Origin of the sequence: Priestia sp. FSL H7-0729 (genome assembly GCF_038005685.1) — a bacterium.
In the GTDB taxonomy this organism is placed as follows: domain Bacteria; phylum Bacillota; class Bacilli; order Paenibacillales; family Paenibacillaceae; genus Paenibacillus.
Genome location: NZ_JBBOTQ010000001.1, coordinates 1,182,009 through 1,205,699, shown reverse-complemented (window position 1 = coordinate 1,205,699; position 23,691 = coordinate 1,182,009). Strand labels below are relative to the sequence as shown.

General features: G+C 45.6%; 19 protein-coding genes. 16 read left to right on the top strand and 3 right to left on the bottom strand.

Annotated features, from left to right (window positions below; all coding sequences use genetic code 11):
* Window positions 1-151 precede the first annotated feature (151 nt).
* A complete protein-coding gene (locus tag MHH93_RS05015; protein ID WP_440388597.1) occupies window positions 152-1,189 on the bottom strand; it encodes a LacI family DNA-binding transcriptional regulator in 1,038 nt (345 codons plus the stop codon).
* Between the two features lie 530 nt (window positions 1,190-1,719).
* Between MHH93_RS05015 and MHH93_RS05010 the strand changes: the two genes are divergently transcribed.
* The 13 genes from MHH93_RS05010 to MHH93_RS04950 all read left to right on the top strand — a co-directional run bounded on the left by MHH93_RS05010 (window position 1,720) and on the right by MHH93_RS04950 (window position 17,743).
* Window positions 1,720-2,769 (top strand): 2,3-butanediol dehydrogenase, encoded by a 1,050-nt coding sequence (locus MHH93_RS05010; protein ID WP_500053070.1) that lies wholly within the window; start codon window positions 1,720-1,722, stop codon window positions 2,767-2,769.
* 180 nt (window positions 2,770-2,949) lie between these two features.
* Window positions 2,950-4,263 carry a hypothetical protein gene (locus tag MHH93_RS05005; RefSeq protein ID WP_500053069.1) on the top strand — a complete coding sequence of 438 codons (1,314 nt, stop codon included), beginning with the start codon at window positions 2,950-2,952 and terminating at the stop codon, window positions 4,261-4,263.
* Window positions 4,264-4,595: 332 nt separating this feature from the next.
* Window positions 4,596-5,699: an NADH:flavin oxidoreductase gene (locus MHH93_RS05000; protein ID WP_500053068.1), complete on the top strand. Its 1,104-nt coding sequence runs from the start codon at window positions 4,596-4,598 to the stop codon at window positions 5,697-5,699.
* 410 nt (window positions 5,700-6,109) lie between these two features.
* Window positions 6,110-7,450 (top strand): beta-N-acetylhexosaminidase, encoded by a 1,341-nt coding sequence (gene nagZ / locus MHH93_RS04995; protein WP_500053067.1) that lies wholly within the window; start codon window positions 6,110-6,112, stop codon window positions 7,448-7,450.
* Window positions 7,451-7,491: 41 nt separating this feature from the next.
* A complete protein-coding gene (locus MHH93_RS04990; protein WP_500053066.1) occupies window positions 7,492-8,196 on the top strand; it encodes a response regulator in 705 nt (234 codons plus the stop codon).
* Entirely contained in the window at window positions 8,193-9,176 is a 984-nt protein-coding gene (locus MHH93_RS04985; protein ID WP_500053065.1) for a sensor histidine kinase, read from the top strand. Before MHH93_RS04990 ends, MHH93_RS04985 begins: the two co-directional genes overlap by 4 nt.
* Window positions 9,177-9,479: 303 nt before the next feature.
* The gene (locus tag MHH93_RS04980) at window positions 9,480-10,250 is read left to right on the top strand and encodes an ABC transporter ATP-binding protein (RefSeq protein WP_500053064.1); all 771 of its coding nucleotides are present in this window, start codon (window positions 9,480-9,482) and stop codon (window positions 10,248-10,250) included.
* Complete coding sequence (locus MHH93_RS04975; RefSeq protein WP_500053063.1) at window positions 10,225-12,183, top strand: FtsX-like permease family protein; 1,959 nt, start codon at window positions 10,225-10,227, stop codon at window positions 12,181-12,183. Before MHH93_RS04980 ends, MHH93_RS04975 begins: the two co-directional genes overlap by 26 nt.
* 173 nt (window positions 12,184-12,356) lie before the next feature.
* Window positions 12,357-13,802: a 4-hydroxyphenylacetate 3-hydroxylase family protein gene (locus MHH93_RS04970; protein ID WP_500053062.1), complete on the top strand. Its 1,446-nt coding sequence runs from the start codon at window positions 12,357-12,359 to the stop codon at window positions 13,800-13,802.
* Between the two features lie 230 nt (window positions 13,803-14,032).
* Window positions 14,033-14,740 carry a response regulator transcription factor gene (locus tag MHH93_RS04965; protein WP_500053061.1) on the top strand — a complete coding sequence of 236 codons (708 nt, stop codon included), beginning with the start codon at window positions 14,033-14,035 and terminating at the stop codon, window positions 14,738-14,740.
* Window positions 14,718-16,175, top strand: a complete 1,458-nt coding sequence (locus tag MHH93_RS04960; RefSeq protein ID WP_500053060.1) for a sensor histidine kinase — start codon at window positions 14,718-14,720, stop codon at window positions 16,173-16,175. The genes MHH93_RS04965 and MHH93_RS04960 overlap by 23 nt, the downstream gene beginning before the upstream one ends.
* Window positions 16,176-16,235: 60 nt before the next feature.
* Window positions 16,236-17,315, top strand: a complete 1,080-nt coding sequence (locus MHH93_RS04955; protein WP_500053059.1) for an AI-2E family transporter — start codon at window positions 16,236-16,238, stop codon at window positions 17,313-17,315.
* A 29-nt stretch (window positions 17,316-17,344) separates the two neighbouring features.
* Complete coding sequence (locus tag MHH93_RS04950) at window positions 17,345-17,743, top strand: Asp23/Gls24 family envelope stress response protein (RefSeq protein WP_500053058.1); 399 nt, start codon at window positions 17,345-17,347, stop codon at window positions 17,741-17,743.
* A gap of 79 nt (window positions 17,744-17,822) precedes the next feature.
* Here the strand turns inward: MHH93_RS04950 and MHH93_RS04945 are convergent, their stop codons facing one another.
* The gene (locus tag MHH93_RS04945) at window positions 17,823-18,668 is read right to left on the bottom strand and encodes an AraC family transcriptional regulator (RefSeq protein WP_500053057.1); all 846 of its coding nucleotides are present in this window, start codon (window positions 18,666-18,668) and stop codon (window positions 17,823-17,825) included.
* Window positions 18,669-18,869: 201 nt separating this feature from the next.
* Here MHH93_RS04945 and MHH93_RS04940 point away from each other — a divergent pair, with 201 nt between their 5' ends.
* The 3 genes from MHH93_RS04940 (at window position 18,870) to MHH93_RS04930 (ending at window position 22,998) form a co-directional block, all read left to right on the top strand.
* On the top strand, window positions 18,870-19,874 hold the full coding sequence (locus MHH93_RS04940; protein WP_500053056.1) for an aldo/keto reductase: 1,005 nt from the start codon (window positions 18,870-18,872) through the stop codon (window positions 19,872-19,874).
* A 251-nt stretch (window positions 19,875-20,125) separates the two neighbouring features.
* Window positions 20,126-21,718: an acyl-CoA synthetase MbcS gene (mbcS, locus tag MHH93_RS04935; protein WP_500053055.1), complete on the top strand. Its 1,593-nt coding sequence runs from the start codon at window positions 20,126-20,128 to the stop codon at window positions 21,716-21,718.
* A 35-nt stretch (window positions 21,719-21,753) separates the two neighbouring features.
* A complete protein-coding gene (locus MHH93_RS04930; protein WP_500053054.1) occupies window positions 21,754-22,998 on the top strand; it encodes an aminopeptidase in 1,245 nt (414 codons plus the stop codon).
* A 94-nt stretch (window positions 22,999-23,092) separates the two neighbouring features.
* Here MHH93_RS04930 and MHH93_RS04925 read toward each other — a convergent pair whose 3' ends face one another.
* On the bottom strand, window positions 23,093-23,551 hold the full coding sequence (locus tag MHH93_RS04925; protein ID WP_500053053.1) for an AraC family transcriptional regulator: 459 nt from the start codon (window positions 23,549-23,551) through the stop codon (window positions 23,093-23,095).
* Window positions 23,552-23,691 lie beyond the last annotated feature (140 nt).

The window sequence follows — 23,691 nt, the reverse complement described above, 5'->3', positions numbered from 1 at the left end:
ACGACCCTGCGTATTGTTATATGAACTCAATGATAAATAAGGTGTTGTCAGGATTGGATTATCCCTGAGCAACACCTTATTGGTGTTTCAGTGTAGTAGAAGAACTAAAGGGAATGGTATAGTCCTAAGCACTTCATTCCATTCATCGAAATTAAATGCGCGGTCCTGACAGAGAAGAACGGATCGGGGCAACGCTAGATTCACGAACGATTAAACGAGGTTCAAACTGAATGTGCTCGTAGTCGGTCGTGCTCATCTCCCGAATACGTTTTAACAACAACTCGGTAGCGAGTCTGGCGACTTCTTCCCCCATAATGGACACCGAACTAATCTGCGGAGACGAGACAGTGGTCCATTGATTGTTGTCCACACCCACCACAGCCACATCTTCAGGAACACGAATGCCTAACTCCTTGAACCGATTAACCAAACCAATGGCGACCATATCATTAATGGCATAGACGGCATCTGGCATATGCGTAAGTCCGTAGAAATAATCTGCAGCATTGGCACCGGTATTCAATGAAAAGTCCTCACCGAAATAGACGAGCGAAATGTCCACATGGCCAACAGCTTGCTCATACGCCCGGAAGCGTTCTTCAATAATGTCTTTAGGTGCTCCGGCATAGGCAATCCGGGTCCGGCCGATCTTGAACAGATGCTCCATCACCAGTTTGCCTTCAGGTTGAGACAGAGAGACGATATCCGCTTTCATGCCCGGTTCCAGTTTCTTGCCGTAGTTAATCATGGAGATAGGGAGAGGGGCTTTATCGATCAGTCCGGGTAACGTTTTGGGATATGCGAGAGGCATGAAGATCAGTCCGTCGACATGCAATTTTTTTACATTACGAATGGTTTCCAGCTCGGTTCGGGCATTTCCTGCCGTATTGATCTGCACGACATGGTACCCATGCTGCTTCGCCGTTTGCTCTACAGACCACGAAATTTCCGGGATAATGGCGTTACGTATATCAGGTACAACGAGCGCGATTTGGTGTGTTTGCCTAATTTTCAGACTCTGTGCGGAGGTGTTGGGTACAAATCCCAGTTCCTCAATGGCCTGCATTACCTTATCTCGTGTTTTAATACTTATGCCTTCTGAATTGTTGATGGCCCGGGATACGGTAGCAATGCCCACACCGGCACGCTCTGCCACGTCCTTGATGGTAAGTTTCTGTTCTTTCCTCAATGTATGGTTACCTCACTTTATCGGAAACGATTCCGAATATTTAGGAATATGTATGCACTTCACGATAGTTATATAACTTAATTATAACATTTGAGCCATGAAGTATCCCATGAATGGACCATACTTATGCCGAGACATGGATTGAATCTAATCCATTTGTCATACCATCTATATAAATTGAACTAAACATTTACACAAAACGGAGAGGACGGAAAGGACCTGAAGAAGCGGAGCGTTCGCCTTTATCTCCGGATTTCCCCTTTATATAAGGGATCAAAAAAATCTGGGGATAACAGCGATCGGAAGGTGGTTCTGTCATCGTAGTATGCAGTGTAAATATTCTTTAGTTCAATTTATATAGCAAAACAACTGAAATTAAAGCATAAGCACTCCAAAGCGAACTCAGTATGATCACCAAATAGACATATTAGTGTAGAAATATGTTTGACAGCGTATCTAAAATGTGACATATTTAATTTACGGAAACGTTTCCGATTATATCATAACTTATGATCTGGGAGATGAAATGAATGAAAGCATTACGCTGGCATGGAGTTAAAGATTTGCGTCTCGAAAATATTAATGAACCTCACCCCACAGAAGGTAAGGTCAAAATAAAAGTGGAATGGTGCGGCATCTGCGGCAGTGATTTGCACGAGTACACAGCCGGTCCAATTTTCATTCCTGCTCAAGCTCCACATCCGCTAACAGGGGAACAAGCGCCTGTTGTAATGGGGCATGAATTCTCAGGACAGGTGGTTGAAGTAGGGGAAGGCGTTACACGTTTCAAGGCGGGAGATCGTGTAGTCGTAGAACCGATCTATGCATGTGGACACTGCGAAGCTTGTAAACAAGGCAAATACAATCTGTGCGATCAAATGGGTTTCCTTGGACTTGCTGGAGGCGGGGGCGGATTCTCCGAATATGTAACTGCTGAAGAATACATGGTTCATGCCATACCGGATTCAATCTCGTATGAACAAGGTGCATTGGTTGAACCTTCGGCTGTGGCACTTCACGCTGTGCGCCAAAGCAAGTTGAAAGTAGGCGATACCGCAGCAGTGTTTGGTGCGGGCCCGATTGGATTATTGGTTATCGAAGCACTTAAAGCTTCGGGAGCTTCTGATATTTATGTTGTGGAGTTATCGGACGAACGGAAAGCCAAAGCGGCAGAACTGGGTGCGATTGTGATTGACCCAACACAGTTCAATGTAGTGGAAGAGATCCATCAGCTTACACAGGGTGGCGTTAACGTAGCCTATGAAGTAACAGGTGTTCCACGTGTACTGCAACAAGCGATCGATTCGACACGTATTGGCGGTGAATTAATGATCGTCAGCATTTTCGAACAGGAAGCGCCAATTCACCCGAACTCGATTGTTATGAAAGAGCGGACGGTCAACGGCATTATCGGTTATCGCGATGTGTTCCCTGCAGTGATTAGTCTGATGGATAAAGGTTTCTTCCCCGCAGACAAGCTGGTAACCAAACGCATTTCGTTGGATGAAGTAGTGGAACATGGGTTTGAAGCACTCCTAAAAGAAAAAAATCAGGTTAAGATTCTGGTGAAAGCAGAATAGAATCATAGGCAGTAAAAGCAAGTAGACAACACATCATCAGATGTGATTGTCTACTTTTTTTGTATAGATCGGGCGGAATTTGTTGCATGTACGGGTCGAATTACATAGTATAAAAAGATACAATTTGTATCATCTTGGTGTGAAGGTAAATATTGTGAAACTATGAAGGAGGAAGCGGACATGCAGAGACCTGCGAAATGGACAGCCGTCATTTTGACTATCGTCGCTGGAGTGAGCTGGATGTTAATGGGTAACTCCAAGCCCAGAAACAGCACGTCTACGAGTCAACCACCTGCAGCTGAACGTGGGCTTGCCAAGGTGTCGAATGCACCGATCAGTTCAGCGGATGTAACATCGAAGATTGAACTGCTGGGGAGACCTTTTAGCAAAACTCCCTATGCTAATAACGTCTGGGACATGCAATTGTACAATGGCAAAATATATTTGGGTCACGGAAACAGCAGCAATCTGGGTGTAGCGCCAAATTCAGGTCCTATTCCAGTCATTTATTATGATACAACGAATGCGAAATTCAAGACCCAGTCGGTAACCAATAGTGATCCGGGCATTTTGCCATCGACGAAGATGTATGTGGATGAGGAACAGATTGATATCTACAGAGTGCTGAACGACAAGTTATATATCCCTGGCAATGATTCGGATAGTGAGAAGTGGGAACTGGGCAATTTCTATCGTTTGGATGGAGAGACGTGGACCAAATATCGTAATCTGCCTCTCGGTGTACACGTATATGATTTAGCTTCTTATCAGGGCAAGATGTTTGCCGCGCTGGGTACGGAGTCCAAACCAACCATATTAATCTCTCATAATGAAGGTGAAACTTGGCAGAAATACGCGACGATCAATACCTTTGGCTTCCGGGCGTACACGATGTTTCATCTTAACGGCAAATTGTATGCTTCTGGCATGATGTATCCAGCCAATAAAATATGGAATGACAAAACGAATATCCTGGAAATTAATGAACAGCTTCAGAAAAGGGATGTTGTCGTCTACGGCAGCAAAATGCTGCCCGGACTAACCTATCAAACGGGCACGATTCCTTATAATAAAATAGGGAAAAATGTTAACTTTAATAACAAACTGCTCTATATAGCCGGAGGCGTGTTCAATGATGGACAGCTGCTGCCCAAATCCCTGAATGTCATGACCGACATTAATCAGGCCAGACGAGTGAATCTGCCAGATACCAAGGCGCTTCCAACCGATGTGCTGCTGCGTGAAGGCAAGGTGTATGTGCTTACGTACACGCGCCAAAGTGCCAATCTGTATATCAATCGGGTCTACCAATCGACGGATCTGACAACATGGGATGAAATTTTACGTTTTAACCAAGACACGTATGCCAAGTCATTTGAAGAGAACGAGGGTGACTTCTACTTCGGTCTTGGTACCGATCCGGATGTATTATCAACTTCGTCAGGCAAATTGCTTCGAGTGAATCGCGGAGATATCCCCGTGAATGCTAATTAAATTGTAAGGAAGATTATGGATTATATACTATGCTACATCCACATTATTGGTGACCGGGAAATACCTGAAGATGTGGTAGATTACAGGGCAGACTGCTGCGGCAGTGTGTTCTGAGGGAGGCTGCCACAAGGTAGCTTTCTTTTTTTGTCCATAAAATTAACTTGAAAGCCTAACTTTGAAAATTTGAAAATAAAATTAAGAGACTATAAAATGGATAGAGAAATAACCCTAAACCAGTCAGCTGGATTACACTTGTTACGATATACAAAAGCATGTCGCATTTCACGTGAATGCGGGGTTGCATACTTCCAATTGCAAAGGAGCAGTGTACCATGAACGTACCTTCAGCATTATTCAAACCTTTCACCACGGACAAGCTTACATTGTCTAATCGAATTGTTATGGCCCCCATGACACGCGGATTCTCACCAGAGGGTGTACCTGGACCGGAAGTTGCTGAATACTACCGTCGCAGAGCAGCAGGCGGAGTGGGACTCATCATTACGGAAGGTACAGGCATTAATCATCCATCTTCGGTTAGTGGAGCGAGTATACCCTTGTTTCATGGTGAAGATTCGTTGCAAGGATGGGCCAACGTTGTGGAAGCTGTACATGAGGCGGGTGGCAAAATCATGCCGCAATTATGGCATGTGGGTACTGCACGTCGTTCCGGTGATTTGCCTAATGCAGAAGCAGAACCTGTAAGTCCGTCAGGCGTTAGCATGGCAGGTGAACCATCACGTGAACCGTTGACGGAAGAGGAGATTCAGGGTCTTGTACAGGCATTTGCCCAAGCAGCAGCGGATGCACAGCGAATCGGGTTTGACGGGATTGAACTGCACGGAGCCCATGGATACCTGATTGACCAATTCTTCTGGGAGCAGACGAATCGACGAAGCGACAATTATGGTGGTGATTTGGTACGGCGAACCCAATTTGCAGTTGAAGTGATTGAGGCTTGTCGTGCGGCAGTTGGTCCTGATTTTCCAATTGTGCTCCGCTTCTCCCAATGGAAGATGGGGAATTATGATGCACGTCTGGTGGAAACGCCGGAGCAATTGGAGCAATTCCTGGCACCACTCAGTGCTGCTGGCGTGGATATATTCCATTGCTCTACACGGCGGTTCTGGTTGCCTGAATTCGAAGGTTCTGAGCTGAACCTCGCGGGGTGGACACAGAAAATCACTGGCAAACCAGCCATTTCGGTTGGGTCAGTAGGACTTGAAGCCGAATTTGTGGACAGAGCAACCGAGAATCAGGGAACAGGGGATGCCCATCTGGATCTATTAAACGAGAAGCTGGAGAACAATGAATTTGACCTGATCGCCTTAGGTCGTGTTCTGCTTAGTGATCCAGAATGGCCTGCCAAAGTTCGTGAAGGTCGCATATCCGAAATCATCCCATTCACAACAGAAGTGCTGCAAACCCTCCATTAATTGAAGGCCTAGAACGTTTGGCAACAGGTGGACCGATGTCGACCAGCGCCGAACAGTAACGAATTACAACAAAAAATGAAAACAAACGAACAAATAGGCCGCCTTTGGGCGGCTTTTTTACCTACCTATAATAATAATTTCAACACATGAAAAATTCACAATAGAAAAACAATTTCTGCACCGCTGCACCTCTTTATCACATCCATACATCCCTCACGCGCGTAGTCACAACACCATTAAGTTCCACATCTTAGGTTCCAATGCAACACCTATTTTGCTGTTTATGTGCTTTAGTATCAATCTGATCGATCTTCAGAAGCGCTTATTTTGAAAATCATTCACCTTATGATAAGGTTAGGCCTGAACCCAAGCGTTGCCAAAACGACATTACATAAGGAGGATGAATATCCTTGTACAACTATAGTTTCAATTCGAATAAGATTTGGAAAAAACCAATGCATATGATCTGTCTTTTGCTAGGTATCGTTTTGCTTTTATCGGCATGCGGACAAACTCAGAAACCTTCCTCCGCAACGGACTCGAACAACCAATCGAACACGGGATCCAGCACAGGACAATCTTCTTCATCGCCTGAGGGAAATGCCGTTCCACCGCAGGAAGAAGCAGAAGAGCAACCACAGGAGGAAGCAGATCCGGTTCGGGAGCAACTTCGCCAATTGACTTTGGAAGAGAAGATTGGACAGATGATACTTGCTGGTGTTCAAGGGACAATGCTGGACGATCAAGCGAAACAAATGATTACGGATCAGAAGGTTGGGGGCATTATTTTCTATGCAAACAATGTAACAACCCTTGAGGGGACAGCCAAGTTTGTGCAATCCATTAAGGAGACGAATCAGTCCAACCCGGTACCGATTTTCATGAGCGTCGATCAGGAGGGCGGGAAAGTGAGCCGTATGCCGGAGACGGTGGAATCGATTCCTTCCAACCAAAAGGTAGGCCAAACGAAAGATAGTGCCCTTGCTGAAACGATGGGGAGATTGCTGGCCAGACAAGTTCAGCTTGCAGGTTTTAATGTGGACTTTGCTCCCGTGCTGGATGTGAACAGTAACCCGAAGAACCCGGTGATCGGAGATCGTTCTTTCGGCAGTTCGGCAGAACTGGTATCGCGTATGGGGATTGCGGAGATGAAAGGTCTGCGGAGTGAAGGCATAATTCCGGTCGTGAAGCATTTTCCGGGACATGGCGATACGTCCGTGGACTCTCATCTCGATCTGCCCGTCATGAATAAAACGGAAAAACAACTGGCCAAGCTTGAATGGATTCCATTCCAGGCCGCAGTGAAGGAGCAGGTGGAAGCAGTCATGGTGGCACATATTCTGTTCCCGAAGCTGGATCCCGATCATCCGGCTTCCTTATCAGATGTCATCATTGGCGAACATTTGCGCGGGAAGTTCAAGTATGACGGTGTGGTCATTACAGATGACCTAAGTATGGGGGCAATCGCGAAGAACTTTAAGCTGAATGAAGCTGCATTAGCGACTGTTAAAGCAGGTAGTGACATTCTTTTGGTAGCTCATAGTTATGAAAGTGCCAAAACAATTTTTGATACATTAATAAGTGCAGTGAAGTCAGGCGAGATCTCCGAATCCCGAATCGATGAAAGTGTATATCGTATCCTGGCCTTGAAGCAGCAGTACAAGTTATCAGATGAGCAGAAAGCCTCCGGTGATCTGAAGCAGTTGAACGCAGATATTGCGGATTGGCGTAAGCAAGTCGATGCTCGATAACAGATCCTGTGTTATGATTTTGGCAGAGGTGAGACCCAACCATGTATACCATTATGATTGTAGAAGACGATCCCAAGATTGCGGGATTATTGAAGTCACATATTGAGCGTTATGGAGACAAGGCCGTTTTGGCCGAGGATTTCGAGATGATAGTACAACAGTTTGAGCAGGTACAGCCGCATGTTGTACTTCTGGATATCAACTTGCCCAGTTACGATGGTTTCTATTGGTGCCGCCAGATTCGTACACTGTCTACCTGCCCGATTCTGTTTATCTCTGCCCGGAGCGGAAAGATGGATCAGGTCATGGCACTGGAGAACGGAGCGGACGATTTCATTACGAAGCCGTTTGAACATGAGATTGTCATCGCCAAAATCCGGAGTCAGCTGCGCAGAGTGTACGGGGATTACGCTGCACGTGACGAAGAACGTAAGGTAGAGCTGAATGGCTTGGTCGTGTACTTGGAACGACTGGAGATACAGCTCGGTGATCGCAAAGTGCAGTTGACGAAAAAGGAAACCATTCTGTTGGAAACATTATTGCGCCGAAGTCCCAAACTGGTGAGCAGAGAGACCATCCTTGAAAAACTGTGGGACGACTCTTTTGTGGATGACAACACACTTAGTGTTAATGTAACAAGGGTGCGTAAGCGGCTAGCCGAGCTTGGTATTACGGATGCATTAGAGACCGTCAGAGGTTCGGGTTACCGGTTGAACAATAATTGGAAGGCCGTTTCTCCATCATGAGACTCTTTATACGAGAACATCTCGCGTTAACTTGCTGGGTTGTTGCCATCTTGTTCACCGTTGTAGCCGTGTTCTGGTATGATGGTTACAACGATTGGACTACGGCTACTTATGCTGTAGCGTTGGGGTTATTTTTGTATGTTGGCTATTTGGTCTATCGTTATTATTCACATCGCTCGTTTTACGCCCGGATATCCAGATCCATGGATTCGCTGAAGGAATTTGTACCTTTGAACGAAACAAGTCCATTATCACAGGCACTGGAGAAGCTGCTTGATTCACAATATGGACAGTATCATGCTCATCTGCATCGGCTGGAAAAGCGGCAGCAAGAATATCTGACGTTCATGAATCAGTGGGTGCACCAGATGAAAACGCCGTTATCCGTGATTGAGTTGACCGTGGAAGATCAGGAGGATGACGATCCCAGGCTTATAAGCATTCGCGAGGAAGCAGATCAGATGAGACGGGGATTGGAGACTGTGCTGTATGTGGCCCGCTTGGATACCTTCGAGCAGGATTTCAGTGTTGAACCAGTGGTACTGAAGAACGCTGGCGAAGAGGCAATCCATGAACTGAAGCGATTCTTCATCCGCAATCACGTCTATCCAGAGATGCATATTGATTCTGCGCTGGTTGTGCAATCCGATGCCAAATGGATTCGTTTTGTCTTGGTACAGTTACTGTCGAACGCAATCAAGTACGCTGCGGGCAGCGGACAAAAGATCCATATGCGCGCTTATGAAGCGGAACGCTCCATCGTGCTGGAAGTGCAGGATCAAGGTATCGGAATTCCGAAGTCTGATCTGAACCGAGTCTTCCAACCGTTCTTCACCGGGGAGAACGGGCGGCATTTCAAAGAGTCTACAGGTATGGGGCTTTATATTGTCAAAGAAGTGTTAACACGAATGAATCATCGGATCGATCTGGAATCCGTATACGGCGAGGGAACGACTGTCCGAATTACATTCAACTCTTAAAGTGTCGGTGACAGATTATAGACAAGAGTGGAATTGTATCGTGAAACGAAAGAAGTCTGAATATAAGTTGAAGTATGAGTAAAGACGTCTGTTGCCTAGTCGGGGCAAAGACGTCTTTTTTTGCTTACCATGATACAACCTTACAACATTGTCATGTTGGTGAAAGGTTAAACCATAGGAGAATGGCCGAAACTTCGATAGACTGTAGTCAGAAGATCAAAGAAAAGGCCATGCATAAACCGCATGCACACAGCATGAATGTGTCTTGATTTAAATTTTATACATGACTAAGGAGTTGTAACTATGGAGATTTGTTCTGTCAAACAGATCAGTAAAATCTATAAAGGCATCGTGTCGTATGAAGCATTATCAGGTATTGACCTCAGTATTCAGGAAGGAGAGTTTGTCGGTATTATGGGACCATCCGGCAGCGGTAAAACCACCTTGCTAAACATGATCTCTACAATCGATCATCCCACATCAGGGGAACTGCGAATTGCAGGAAAGAATCCATTCGAACTCAAACCAGACGATCTTGCACTGTTCCGGCGTAAAGAACTGGGATTTGTATTCCAGTCCTTCAATCTGTTGAACACACTGACGGTCAAGGAAAACATCGTATTACCCCTTACGCTTGACGGCGTTTCACTGACAGAGATGAACACACGTGTAGAACGACTTGCGGGCAAGCTCGGAATCGAAAGCATTTTGAACAAGCGGACCTATGAGATCTCAGGTGGACAGGCACAACGTACGGCTATTGCCAGAGCGCTGATTCATTCACCCAAGCTGATTCTGGCTGATGAACCAACAGGTAATCTGGATTCGAAGGCGGCAAGAGATGTGATGGAGATCCTGGAAACCCGCAATCAGGAAGACCGGGCAACGATGCTGTTGGTTACCCATGATGCAGTAGCTGCAAGTTATTGCAGTAGAGTCGTCTTTATCAAAGATGGCAAGCTATACAACGAAATTCACTACGGCGATAATCGTGCAGCCTTTTACCAGAAGATTATTAATGTATTATCCCTAATGGGAGGGTCCGGACATGAATTTTCGCCAGTTCGCCATTAATAACGTTGTTCGCAACAAACGAATTTATCTGGCTCATTTTCTGAGCAGTACGTTTTCCGTCATGATCTTTTTTACTTACGCATTACTCCTGTTCCATCCTGATTTGAAAGCGGGGTTAAAGGGTTCCAATGGAACGGTTACGTTGCTTGCAAATCAAGGATTTATGATTGCAGAGATCATTATATTCATCTTTTCATTCCTGTTCTTGCTCTATTCTGTTGGTTCATTCCTGAAGACGCGTAAGAAGGAATTTGGTATTTTCCTGATCATTGGCATGACACGCAAACAGATGAACCGGCTTCTGTTTATGGAGAACATGTGTATTGGAGTCGCTTCTATTATTACTGGCATCGGACTTGGGCTCATTTTCGGCAAATTGATTCTGCTGATCTGTGGCTCCATGCTGGCTGTCGAGAACAGCCTTCGGTTCTATTTTCCGCTGAAAGGCATTGCCCTGACGGTTGGTGCATTTCTGCTGCTGTTCGTTGTCATCGCGATGTCGTCATCCTTGCTCATACGCAAAGGTTCACTTATTGATCTTGTAAAATCGGAGGAAAAGCCAAAACCGGAACCCAAAGCATCGCGCTTGCTCGCCTTGCTGTCCGTACTGTTCATTGGCGGTGGTTATGCAGGAGTATTCACCTTTGTATGGGTAAGCTTCTCGTTTCCGCTATTACTGGCAAGTGTCGTGGTTGTAATTGCAGGTACATACTTACTGTTTACACAGCTCAGTGTGTACGTTATTCGGGCACTCAAAGGCAATTCACGGTTATTTTTCCGTAAAACCAATCTGCTCTTTCTTTCAGAACTTACGTATCGAATGAAAGATAACGCGATTATGTTTTTCATGGTAAGTATCATTTCGGCTTCTTCATTTACGGGAATTGGCACCATGCTTGCGATTGCTGACCCGGGTCTGTCATCCATGTCGAATCCGTACGCATTCAGTTATATGAATATGTGGGATACTCCCAACTCCGAGCGACATATTCGGCAGATTGAAGAAACGTTGATTGATCATCAAGTTCCCTACGTGAAGGGCAGTTATGCTCCTATATCTGAAAATAATAATGGAGAGATTATTAAATTAAGTGATTATAACCGTTTGGCGAAGGCACTTGGGTATGAAGAACGTGCGTTGAAACAGGTCGATGAGTCATTTATGACACCAAGCAATTTGGCGGTTCGCAAGAAGTACCGTGAACAGGCTGAACAAGGATTCTCCGGAGCGGAGGTCAATCTGGAGGTGGATAGTCAGCGCGTACCTGTTCAGCTATCGACACCTGGTACCGAGATTGTGATTCCTTATCAAGGTGAAATTAACCTCTACATCGTAACTGATGAATTGTTTAATCAGATGAGGCCTGCGTACAACGAGGAAGTTGGCATGCCTGAAGGTTTCTATTCGAGGCGAACGATCCAATTTATCGTGAAAGATTGGATGAGTACACGGAGCTTTGCTCCTGAATTAATCGAATCTATTCAACAGAATCATTCTAATAGAGGTTACTTCCAGGTGAGTGCACTTGTGGTGGATTGGCTCAATTCGAAACAAACGAACGGAATTATCCTGATCCTGAGCGGACTGATTGGCATTGTTTTCTTCACCTTTGCAGCAAGCTTCACCTATTTCAGACTCTATGCAGATCTCGAACGGGATGAAGCGCAGTATCGCATGATTGGCAAAATGGGACTCAGCCGCCCCGAACTCCGTAAGATTGTGACAAGGCAGCTATTGCTTATGTTCTTCCTGCCGATTCTGATTGCCGTTATCCACAGCTCGGTTGCCTTCGTAGCATTGCAGCAGTTGGTTGATTTCTCAGTCTTCGGATACAGTCTGCGCATCTTCATGGTGTTTGCTTCCATGCAGATCCTGTATTTTGCACTCGTACGCTGGCGGTATCTGCGTCATATGTATGCCAAGTTAGTCTAAAAATGAATGGCCCAACAGACACCGAACTCATGGCTCGGTGTCTGTTGACTTTTCCATCCTTGGCACAGTACTATTTTATTAGATACATAGTGTATCATTACATAGTTTCTCAAGCAGATAGAAGGATGGAGTTACAGAAATGTCAGGCCGGTGCCTGAGAGGGAGGACATATCATGAGTATCACGATGTCTCGTGGACAAGCATACATTCAACGATTGAATGATGAGCGCAATGTATGGCTGGACGGAGAGCGTGTCCAGGTAACTGGGCATCAGGCCTTTCAGGGAACACTCCAAACGATAGAGGGATTATTCAATCTGGTGGATGACCCGAAGACGCGGGAAACCGTGGCCTACTGGGACGAACAGACGGGAAGTTACGTGCATCGCTCCTTTCTTGTGCCTCGTTCCGTTCTGGACGTGAACAGCAGGGCAGATGCTTTTCGGCTGTGGGCCGATCGGACGTATGGGGTGATGAGCCGATTGTCTGATTATGCACGATCCCGCCTGACCGGTTGGTACGCAACACGACATGAGATGACAGCACATGACCCGGCTTTTGCGGGTAAAATATCCGATTATTTTGAACAAGCCAAACGCAAAGATGCTTTTCTGACGATTGTTCAGCGGGACCCTCAGATTAATCGTTCCTTGCCTGTTGGGGAAGATGAGGATGCCATGCTGCGAATTGTCCAAAGGAATACGGAGGGTGTGGTGATCCGCGGGGCCAAAATGGTGGCTACAGCAGCGCCTTATGCGGATGATATCATTGCTTATCCCGTTCAACGAATTCCGGGCCACCGGCCAGAGCTGGCCCATATGGTAATTGTAGCCGCGGACAGTCCGGGCTTGCACATGATGTGTCGTGAATCTTTTGCCACAAAAGATTCAGATCAATCACATCCACTCAGTGCGCAATATGATGAGATGGATGCCGTGTTATTTTTTGACGATGTATTCGTGCCCTGGGAACGTGTATTACTGCACAATAACCCTGAAGCCGTATGGCAGATTCGCTGTAATACAGCTTCAGCCAGTCTGGCCTATCACCAGAGCGTCATTCGTTTACACTCGAAACTGGAGTTTATTACATCCGTGACCTCAGCCATTGCCAGGGAGATCGGGGTGGATTCTTTCCTGAATGTGCAGGAACAACTCGGAGAGCTAATCAGTCAGATGCAGACCATTGAGGGACTGATTATTGCTGCTGAAGCGCAGTCCAAACCGGACACCTATGGCAACTGGCTGCCGGAATTCAAGTATATTGAAACGGCACGTAATCTGGGCAATCGTTATTATCCCCGCGCAGTGGAAATATTGAAGACGATTGCTGCAGGTGGTCTGATTCAGATTCCCTCAGGTACGTTGGAGATGAATGAAGCGATGGGCTCTATGATAGGCCAATATCTTGGTGGAGTAACGTTGCAAGCCCCGGAGAAGATTCGACTCTTTCAACTGGCATGGGAGCTGACTGGAAGTCCGCTCGGAGCAAGGCATGATCTATACGAACGTTTCTATGCGGGTGATCCTGTACGTAACCGGGCCAATCAATATGTGCAATATGACAAGGAACGTTTATGGGGCAAAGTTGAACCGTGGCTTCAGCCCGACAAGAGATGACTTCATGTGAATAGTCTGAAAGTAGAATGAACAATTTGGATCAACAGCTTGAATTAAGAATGAAAACAGTCCTTTTATATGTGTGTATTCTTAAAGCCTTGGCCTGCGCCGGGGCTCTATTTTCTATTTATTTAGATTATCTTTAGAAATGGTTTAGGTTGAATTAAGAGACGTGGTATATAGTAATAATGTATAGATGCACATAGAGTATAGGAAAAGAGAGGAATAACATGAGATACACCGTATTAATTGCAGATGACGAACCAGAGATTGTGGAACTGCTCCAGCTCTATCTGGAGAAGGACTATACCATTAAGACTGCGGCGAATGGAGCCGAGGCGCTGCAAACCATACGTTCAACACAGATTGATCTGGTCATACTGGACATCATGATGCCTGTACTGGATGGATTACAGTTAATCAAACAGATCAGAGTTACACATCACATGCCTGTACTGTTCCTATCTGCCAAAAGTCAGGATCACGATAAAATCCTTGGACTCGGACTCGGGGCAGATGATTATATAGCGAAGCCATTCAACCCGCTTGAGATTGTCGCCAGAGTAGAGGCATTGCTCAGAAGAGTGAATCACTTTGATGCAGCGGAGATCCCCGCAGCCAAAGAACAAAATCTAGTATTAGGTGATCTGACGCTGGATCGATCCCAATGTATTCTTTTTCGTTCAGGAACACCTGTAACATTGACCTCTACAGAGTATAAAATTATGGAATTATTGCTGGATCAACCTGGCCGAGTGTTCACCCGTAAAAAAATATACGAAGCCGTCTGGGGCGATTATTATGCGCACGAGGACAGCACCATTATGGTACATATCAGCAACATTCGGGAGAAGATCGAGCGTGATTCCAGACAGCCGGAATATCTCAAAACGATAAGGGGACTGGGATACAAAATTGAAGCGCCCATGGAAAGCTAGAGAAAAGCGACTGTTGCAGACATCCCTTACACTGGATTTCTTGCTGTTCAACTTCTTTTTGCTGTTACTGGTATTGATCGTGTACCTGATAGTGTCACTGGATGTCGTGGATTTTCGCATTTCCGATCAGGTCGTTGATCCCGATCTGAATGTTGAAGCCCACGTGTATGTGGCAGAGCTGGAGAACGAATTGCACTCCGGTGGAGGTTCGGTGTCGAGAGGGAAAGATACAGAGATCCAACGTCTCAAGGATAGTGGCGGCTGGATTGAGATTCTGGATGCGAATCGTAACGTCATTCATCATGTAGGAGATAAGCAAGATTCGTTCACTCGATACAGTGAAGCCGATCTGTATGCAGGACTGGAGAACCGAAGTGACCAGCCGTATTATTACTCCATCACTCCGTTTAATGCAGAGGGGGCGGCAACGTATGTGTTGCTGAAGATCCCGCGTGATCTGGTCAGCGTAAGGATTAATGATAATCAGTTAATTACCAATCTGAAGCACCCGTTATCCTTTTACATTATGATTGGCATCGGTTTGGTTTTGTTGTTGATCTTTGTATATAGCTATTGGGTCGCACGGAGAATCAAAAAGCCACTCAGTATTCTCTCCTCCGGTCTTACGCAGATGATTCAGGGAAATTATAGTACACGGATGTCGATCTCGGCCGAGAGAGAGTTTGTCCAGATCGGTGAGACCTTTAATTACATGGCGGATGTCATTGAGAACACCTCTGCGGAGAAACGTTATGCGGAAGAGAGTAAACAGCGACTGATTGTAGACTTATCCCATGATCTGAAGACACCGATAACATCTATACAGGGATATGCGCAGGCATTGGTGGAAGGACGTGGGGAGGACAAGGACAGGCAGCAACGATATCTGGGATATATCTATAACAAGTCGGTTCAAGTTGCACGCATGATACAGAATATGCTGGAGCTGCTCAAGGTGGATTCGCCCGATTTCCGCATGCATATTCAGAGAAGAGAAATTGGAGAATTCGTGCGCGAGATTATGGCAGATACGTATGGGGAGATTGAGCAGAAACAGTTTGTCCTTCATGTGCTTGTTCCTGATGAGGAGATCTACGCAAGGTATGATCCAGAGCTGCTATCCAGAGTCATTCAGAATCTGATCACCAATGCGCTCTCTTACAATCCGATCGGAACAGAACTGCGCGTTGAACTCATTCCGCTGGATACCCATGTGGTGATTGAAGTGGCAGATACCGGAGTGGGCATACCTCAAGAACTGTGGTCAACCATCTTTGACCCGTTTGTACGAGGAGATGAGGCGCGGACAGCGACTGGAGGTACGGGACTTGGATTGTCCATCGCACGGCGTAATACGGAGAAAATGGGCGGGCGGTTGATCCTTTCCGGGCGTGGACGGGAGACCACTGTGTTTACCATTCAGATTCCGAACTAAAGCCCAGGCAAAACATTAAATGATTCAACATAAAGAAAAGGTTACGTGGAGGGAAACGACTTGTTAAAAACAAATTCATTTGTCAGGTTCAGCATTGCACTGGCGCTGATATTGGTTAATATCTATTTATTATCACGTGTGAGCTTCATCTTTCAACCGCTCGTCACCATGATTACGGTGATCACCGTGCCGATGATGTTATCGGTATTCTTTTATTATCTGCTGAGGCCGCTTGTGAACTATATGGAGAAAAAGAAAATCAATCGCACACTAAGTATTTTGCTAATCTATCTGGTTATTGCTATTCTGGGTGTGTTCTTCATCATCGGATTATGGCCATCGTTACGTGAGCAACTGATCAATCTGGTTGATAACGCACCGAATCTACTTAATTCATTAAGTGAACAGTTAAGAGAGCTGGAACAGAATGGTGCTATTCAAGCATTATTCCCTGAGGGATCGACACCTTTTTCTCAGATTACGGAGTATATCAACAAAGGGTTTAACTTTGTAACCAACTACGTAAGTGGATTTTTCTCACTCGTTTCCAGTTTTGCGATCATCTTGTTTACACTACCGATCCTTTTGTTCTATATGCTGTTACAAGGCGAGAAATTTGGTCGTAAATTGGCACATATCGCTCCAAAACGTTTCCAAAATGACAGCCGTGAAGTCGTGCTTGAGATCGATCAGGCGCTGAGTGGTTTTATTGTAGGAAGAGTCTTGGTGAATCTGGCGCTGGGTGTACTGATGTATATCGGTTTCCTGATCATTGGCCTGCCGTACGCATTACTGCTCACGGTAATCGCGGTCATCATGAACTTTGTTCCGTTTATCGGAGCGATAGTGTCGTCCGTGCCTATTGTGATCATGGGCCTCGTCGTATCACCATCGGTTGCCATCTGGTCTCTGATTATTATTCTCGTGGCTCAGCAGATTCAGGACAACCTTGTGGCACCTTACGTATTCGGCAAAAAGCTCGATATTCACCCGCTCACGACGATTATCCTGGTGTTGGGTGCTGGGGACCTGGGTGGAATTATTGCCATCCTGATTATTATCCCGGTCTATATGATCGTTAAAATTCTTTTGGTTCGAATCTATAACATGTTCTTCAAGGACAAATGGCAGAATGCATAAAATCTAAATTATTCGAAGGAGTGGAACATATGTCTGAAATTATCGAAAAACCATACAACGAACCCGAATATATCGCACCTCAATCTGTTCAAATGGGTACCATTCACATCTCGAACGATGTGTTGTCCAAAATCGTGGGCATGGCTGCTCAATCAACGGCTGGCGTATCCTCCATGTCCGTTGGTCTGACTGAAGGCATTGCCAAGAGCATTAGCGGCAAGAGTCTGCAAAAAGGGATTGATGTGCACGTCAAAGACGATCAGGCCACCATCCATTTGCGCATCAACATTCAATATGGTAACAAGATGCACGAGGTCTGCCGTGAACTTCAACATAATGTTCAACAGGCTGTAGAGCAATTAGCCGGCGTTATGGTCAATGAAATTAAAGTGCAAGTTGTCGGCATATCCATGCCGGAGACGGTATAAATAAACGTAAGGATTAAACGTATGTAAGTATTGAACAAATGCAAGTGATATCGATTGGCAAAAAAACAGCACCTTCCCATTAGCAACTTAACTGGGAGGGTGCTGTTTTATGTTTGCGGTAGTAGGTGGGGGCTTCGCCCATCACTTTTTTGAACATTTTGGAGAAAAGCAATTGATCCATGTAGCCCACGGAGCGGGCAATATCACCAATCGTCAGAGCCGGATCAAGGGTCAATTCGGCTGCTCTTCGCATCCGGTAATGGACCAGATACGACTGTATGCTGCTTCCCATCTGGTCCTTGAAGAGAGAGCACAGATAACTGCGCTGCAAGCCCACATGGGCCGCGATGGACTGAACAGTAATGGCATTAGCATAGTTCATTTCAATGAAGTCCATTACCTGCGTTACATATGTTTCCTTCGAATAATCCTGTAGGGGTTGAAGATGCCCTGAATTCGCCTGATCAATCAAAATGGAGAAGAACTGATAAAGTAAACCAGTCATGCTGATCTCCCAGCCTTTGTGGGTGTGGCGCGAATTAATCATTCGATGCAGACAGGATCGCATCTCGTCATCCTCATTGCCCAGCTCAAAAATCGGGTGATGCTCCCACAGACAAGCCTGCTGTAAAAAGGTCTGGCTATTGCTGCCTTGAAAAGCAACCCAGCTATATTCCCAAGGGTCATCCTGATCTGCTTCGTAATGAACAACAGAATGCGGAACAATTAGAAAACCTTGACCTTTGTGCAGGGTATACGTTTTGCCTCCCGCTTCGAAGGTGCCTTTCCCATTCAAAATATAATGAATTTTGTAATAGTCTCTCATGGCAGGGCCAAAGTGATGACCTGGTGTGCAGGCTTCTGTGCCATAATGAAGGAGCTGAAGCTCCTGAAAATGATTGCTTTTGAACATATATGTAATCAAGGGTATTCACTCCTGTATGATTTCGTCTCATCTTGCATTTTAACATATTAATTAGATCAAAAGATCAATGATTTAACATTGGTTTGAATAGATAACAGTCATTTTTCCATATGGTTATAGTGAAATGCCATACCGTTTTACCCGAGAAATGACTAAGATTAGAAGCAGCAAGGCAAACCCTACAGGAAAGTGAGAATAACAATGCCCTATACTGCGAGTGAACAACGATATGAAGAGATGAAATATGTACGTTCCGGTAAATCCGGAATCAGACTGCCGCAAATTGCGCTGGGTTTATGGCAGAACTTTGGTGGCAACCGTACGTTGGATATTCAGGAAGAGATGATTTTGCGTGCCTTTGACCTCGGAATTAACCACTTCGATCTGGCGAATAACTATGGTCCTCCTCCAGGATCAGCGGAAGAGAATTTTGGAGTAATCTATAAGAAACATCTGCGTCCTTATCGGGATGAGCTGCTCATCTCCTCAAAAGCTGGCTATCACATGTGGAATGGACCTTATGGCGAATGGGGTTCCCGCAAAAACCTGATTGCCAGTCTCGATCAAAGTCTTGGCCGGATGGGGCTGGACTATGTAGACATTTTCTATCATCACCGTCCAGATCCGGATACGCCATTGGAAGAAACGATGACGGCGCTGGATCATATCGTGCGGCAAGGTAAAGCTCTCTATGTGGGTTTATCCAATTATAATGCAGAACAGACGCAAGAAGCGGTAACCATTCTTCGTCGTCTGGGTACGCCATGTCTGGTTCATCAGCCAAACTACTCGATGCTCAATCGCTGGATCGAAGACGGTTTGCAGGACGTACTGGATGAGCAGGGTGTAGGGTCAATAGCATTCTGTCCACTCGGCCGAGGTCAGTTGACGAATAAATATGTCGACAAGATCAAGGAAGAACGAGTCAATCCAACAGGCAATTTGAAAAAAGAAGCATACACGGACGAGCGGATTGCCAAGTTCGATGCGCTTCAGGCGGTTGCGGAGCGAAGAGGTCAGACGATCTCCCAACTGGCTCTGAACTGGATTTTGCGTGGTAACCGTGTTACCTCCGCACTGATTGGTGCAAGCCGTGTGTCCCAGATCGAAGAAAACGTAGCTGCGCTACAGGCACCGGACCTGACAACGGAAGAGTTAAATGAGATCGAAAGTATTTTGGACGGCATGGGAAATTATCCTTGGTAATCGAAAAATTATAATTAGAAAAAGGTTATGCACTATAAAAATTAAACCGAAATGGCTCCTTCCTGATATCCAGGGTGGTGCCATTTTTTTATATGTCATTTTCTTTATAGGAGAAGATCTATTATAATAGTTAACATTAATTGACCTATGTTTATTTTTTCAAGATGAGCCTAGTTCATAGCACCTGGTCCTAGGATTTAGGGTATAATATATAGATGCTTTACATTTGAACTACGAAGGAGAGGCTCCATTTGAACTTTGAACAGTGGATTTCGCCTGAAAGCTATAACCTGACATCCGAGATGGAGAATCATCCATCAGACCGGATTGCACTTAGATGGCTCAGCGATCAACGAGAATTGGAAGAGATCACTTATGGTGATTTATTTAAGCAAGCGAATCGTCTTGCTGGAGGTTTGCGTGAACTTGGACTAGAGAAAGGTGATCGGGTGTTGGTCATGGTACCACGCCGTTTCATTGCCTATGTCATTTACATTGCTTGTCTGAAACTGGGGATTGCCGTTATTCCTTCCTCCGAGATGTTACGGGCCAAAGATCTGGAATATCGTCTGCGTCACTCTGAGGCGCGAGCTGTTATTGTATGGTCCGAGACGACTTCGGAAGTGGAAAAGATGGACGCGGATCTGCCGTCACTGGCACATCGCATCGTGGCATCACCTAATGGTGAAGCTAGCTTACCTGCTGAAGGTTGGGTCAATGTGCATGAGTTAATGCAAGATCAACCTGAAGAGATGGCTGCGGTGGAAACTCACCGTGATGATACAGCTATTCTTGCCTATACTTCGGGCACAACAGGTAATCCCAAAGGCGTTGTACATAGCCATGGTTGGGGATATGCCCACCTGCGAATCGCTTCTTCCTTATGGTTGGATATTCAACCTTCGGATACGGTATGGGCAACAGCGGCACCTGGATGGCAAAAATGGATCTGGAGTCCGTTCCTGTCGGTACTCGGAAGAGGCGCGACTGGCTTGGTCTACAATGGATCATTCCAACCCAAGCGTTATCTGGAGCTGATGCAGGAACATCAAATTAATGTCCTTTGCTGTACACCAACGGAATATCGTTTGATGGCCAAAGCCGATGATCTTGGACATTATGACCTTTCCCATCTGCGTAGTGCTGTTTCAGCGGGTGAACCGCTCAATCAGGAAGTTATTGAAATCTTCCAGCGTCACTTCGACCTCACTATTCGGGACGGATATGGACAGACCGAGAGCACGTTGTTAATCGGCAGCCTCAAAGATGCGCCTGTACGTATTGGTTCCATGGGTCAGTCGATTACACCTGGATTGATTGAAATTATTGACGAAGAGGGACAACCTGTTCCTGCGGGTGAAGTAGGAGATATCGCGGTGCACAAAGAGATGCCAGCTCTGTTCCGGTCCTATTATCAGGATGAGGGACGGAAGGAAGCGAGTCAGCGTGGCGATTATTTTGTAACAGGGGACCGTGCACGTAAAGACGAAGAAGGTTACTTCTGGTTTGAAGGCCGCAGTGACGATATCATCATCAGTTCGGGTTATACGATTGGACCATTTGAAGTGGAAGAAGCACTTATGAAACATGCCAGTGTGAAGGAGTGTGCGGTGGTTGCGAGCCCGGATGAGATCCGCGGTAATATTGTTAAAGCATTTGTCGTATTGCGAGATGATTCACTGGCTTCACCAGAACTGATGCGTGAATTGCAACATCACGTCAAGGAAATCACAGCACCTTATAAATATCCACGCAAGATCGAATTTGTTACGGATCTGCCAAAGACCAACTCTGGTAAAATCCGCCGGATCGAACTGCGTGAACAAGAAAAACGAAATGGTTAAGGCCATTAATATATGAAACGGGAGTGAACACAACCATGAGTCAATTTGAACAAACCTTTGAAAAGTCATTGGAACAATACGCAGAACTAGTTGTTAAAGTCGGCGTAAATATTCAAAAAGGACAGGACTTGCTCGTAACTGCACCGATCGAAACGCTTGAATTCACACGTCTGATTGTGCAAAAAGCCTATGCGGCTGGTGCAAACTATGTGCAGGTCGACTTTGATGACGACAATATTACCCGCAGTCGTTTTGAACATGGCTCGAATGACAGCTTTGACTACTATCCAGCCTGGAAAGCGGATATGATGGAAAAGTTTGCAGAAGCAGGCGGCGCTACTCTGACGATCAAAGTCCCAGATCCTGAACTGTATAACGGAATTGACTCCGACAGCGTTTCCCGTGCTACTAAGGCAGCTGCACACGCACGTCGCGGATATGCCAAATATACACGAAACCATGAAATTAGCTGGTGTCTGATCAAAGCACCGACCAAGGCTTGGGCCAACAAAGTGTTTGCCGACATCCCTGAAGAAGATCGAATCAACGTGATGTGGGAAACCATCTTTAAAATGAACCGTGTGGATGGCGGAGATGCTGTACAAAATTGGAGAGAACATCTGGATACTTTGACAACCATGGGTGATCTCCTGAACAAGAAGAATTATAAGAGCCTGCATTACCGCGCGCCAGGTACAGACCTGAAAATCGAATTGGTTAACAATCATATCTGGGGCGGCGGTGGCAGCGAAAATAAACAAGGTGTATACACCGTTGCGAATATGCCGACTGAAGAAGTATTCACCATGCCTAAGCGCAGCGGAGTGAACGGGTATGTTAGCAGCACCATGCCTTTGAACCTGAACGGGCAGCTGGTAGACCAGATGAGAATCACATTTAAGGACGGGCAGGTTGTAGCGTTTACGGCAGCATCCGGTGAAGAGCATCTGAAGAACCTGTTTGCCACCGATGAAGGCGCACGTTACCTGGGTGAAGTGGCACTCGTGCCTCATGACTCCCCAATCTCCAACCTGAATCGCATATTCTACAATACGGGTATTGATGAGAATGCATCCTGCCATCTGGCCGTGGGAAGTGCGTACCCTTTCAATATGAAAGATGGTACAACGATGTCCAACGAAGAATTGCTGAAGCATGAGTGCAATGTGAGTTTAACACACGTTGATTTCATGATCGGATCCGCAGAGCTGGATATCGATGGTGAGTTACAGGATGGTACAATTGAGCCGGTATTCCGTAAAGGCAACTGGGCATTCTAATATCTTAACAAGTCTTAACTAGCTAGTAGTAGCAGTCGTTAACAAAAAAGTGACTTCAATATGAAGTCACTTTTTTGTATCTTCATAACATGAATTACACAGGTCTCACAGGTACACATATTTCGCACCAATGCTGATTGAGCAGTTCCCAACGATATCTTTCCATAACCGCCTTATTGTCCATCTGATAACCACTTGTTTGTAAATGAGGGATGATCACATTCCATGCCTGCTGAATAGCTTCTGCCGTATGTCTCACCTTACAGATGAGATAATCTCCCCCTGATAACTTGCCAATCTCAACCAACTCATCTTTAAGACGTTCAGATTCAGTGATCACTATACAGGCATCATATCTGCATTTCTCAGGCGGTATGATAGTCGGATCATCTTGAGGAACACCAAGTAATGTTGCTGATTCATTCAACAGTTGCTTGTTATTTGCCCATTGCTTCAGCGTATTCATCGCTTGGGCATTGGCTGGCCCGTATGGACCGACTTGTCGAACATAAGCTATACGATATGACGGGAGGTTTTCGATAACCATTTCCATGAGAATCTTCCTCTCTGTATGATTTCTCTTACATGTTGGATGCTAACATGGTATAAAAGAATTTGCTTAGATAATTGTTGAATCCCGGCGACGAAACTCATATTATAGTAATAATATGTTGGAAGGCTGTTCCAAAAGAA

What these genes read in the sequence shown, in the direction of transcription:
- MHH93_RS05010 (WP_500053070.1), top strand. Translation starts at nt 1,720, where the DNA reads ATGAAAGCATTACGCTGGCATGGAGTTAAAGATTTGCGTCTCGAAAAT.
- MHH93_RS05005 (WP_500053069.1), top strand. Translation starts at nt 2,950, where the DNA reads ATGCAGAGACCTGCGAAATGGACAGCCGTCATTTTGACTATCGTCGCT.
- MHH93_RS05000 (WP_500053068.1), top strand. Translation starts at nt 4,596, where the DNA reads ATGAACGTACCTTCAGCATTATTCAAACCTTTCACCACGGACAAGCTT.
- MHH93_RS04990 (WP_500053066.1), top strand. Translation starts at nt 7,492, where the DNA reads ATGTATACCATTATGATTGTAGAAGACGATCCCAAGATTGCGGGATTA.
- MHH93_RS04985 (WP_500053065.1), top strand. Translation starts at nt 8,193, where the DNA reads ATGAGACTCTTTATACGAGAACATCTCGCGTTAACTTGCTGGGTTGTT.
- MHH93_RS04980 (WP_500053064.1), top strand. Translation starts at nt 9,480, where the DNA reads ATGGAGATTTGTTCTGTCAAACAGATCAGTAAAATCTATAAAGGCATC.
- MHH93_RS04975 (WP_500053063.1), top strand. Translation starts at nt 10,225, where the DNA reads ATGAATTTTCGCCAGTTCGCCATTAATAACGTTGTTCGCAACAAACGA.
- MHH93_RS04970 (WP_500053062.1), top strand. Translation starts at nt 12,357, where the DNA reads ATGAGTATCACGATGTCTCGTGGACAAGCATACATTCAACGATTGAAT.
- MHH93_RS04965 (WP_500053061.1), top strand. Translation starts at nt 14,033, where the DNA reads ATGAGATACACCGTATTAATTGCAGATGACGAACCAGAGATTGTGGAA.
- MHH93_RS04950 (WP_500053058.1), top strand. Translation starts at nt 17,345, where the DNA reads ATGTCTGAAATTATCGAAAAACCATACAACGAACCCGAATATATCGCA.
- MHH93_RS04940 (WP_500053056.1), top strand. Translation starts at nt 18,870, where the DNA reads ATGCCCTATACTGCGAGTGAACAACGATATGAAGAGATGAAATATGTA.
- MHH93_RS04930 (WP_500053054.1), top strand. Translation starts at nt 21,754, where the DNA reads ATGAGTCAATTTGAACAAACCTTTGAAAAGTCATTGGAACAATACGCA.
- MHH93_RS04925 (WP_500053053.1), bottom strand. Translation starts at nt 23,551, where the DNA reads ATGGAAATGGTTATCGAAAACCTCCCGTCATATCGTATAGCTTATGTT.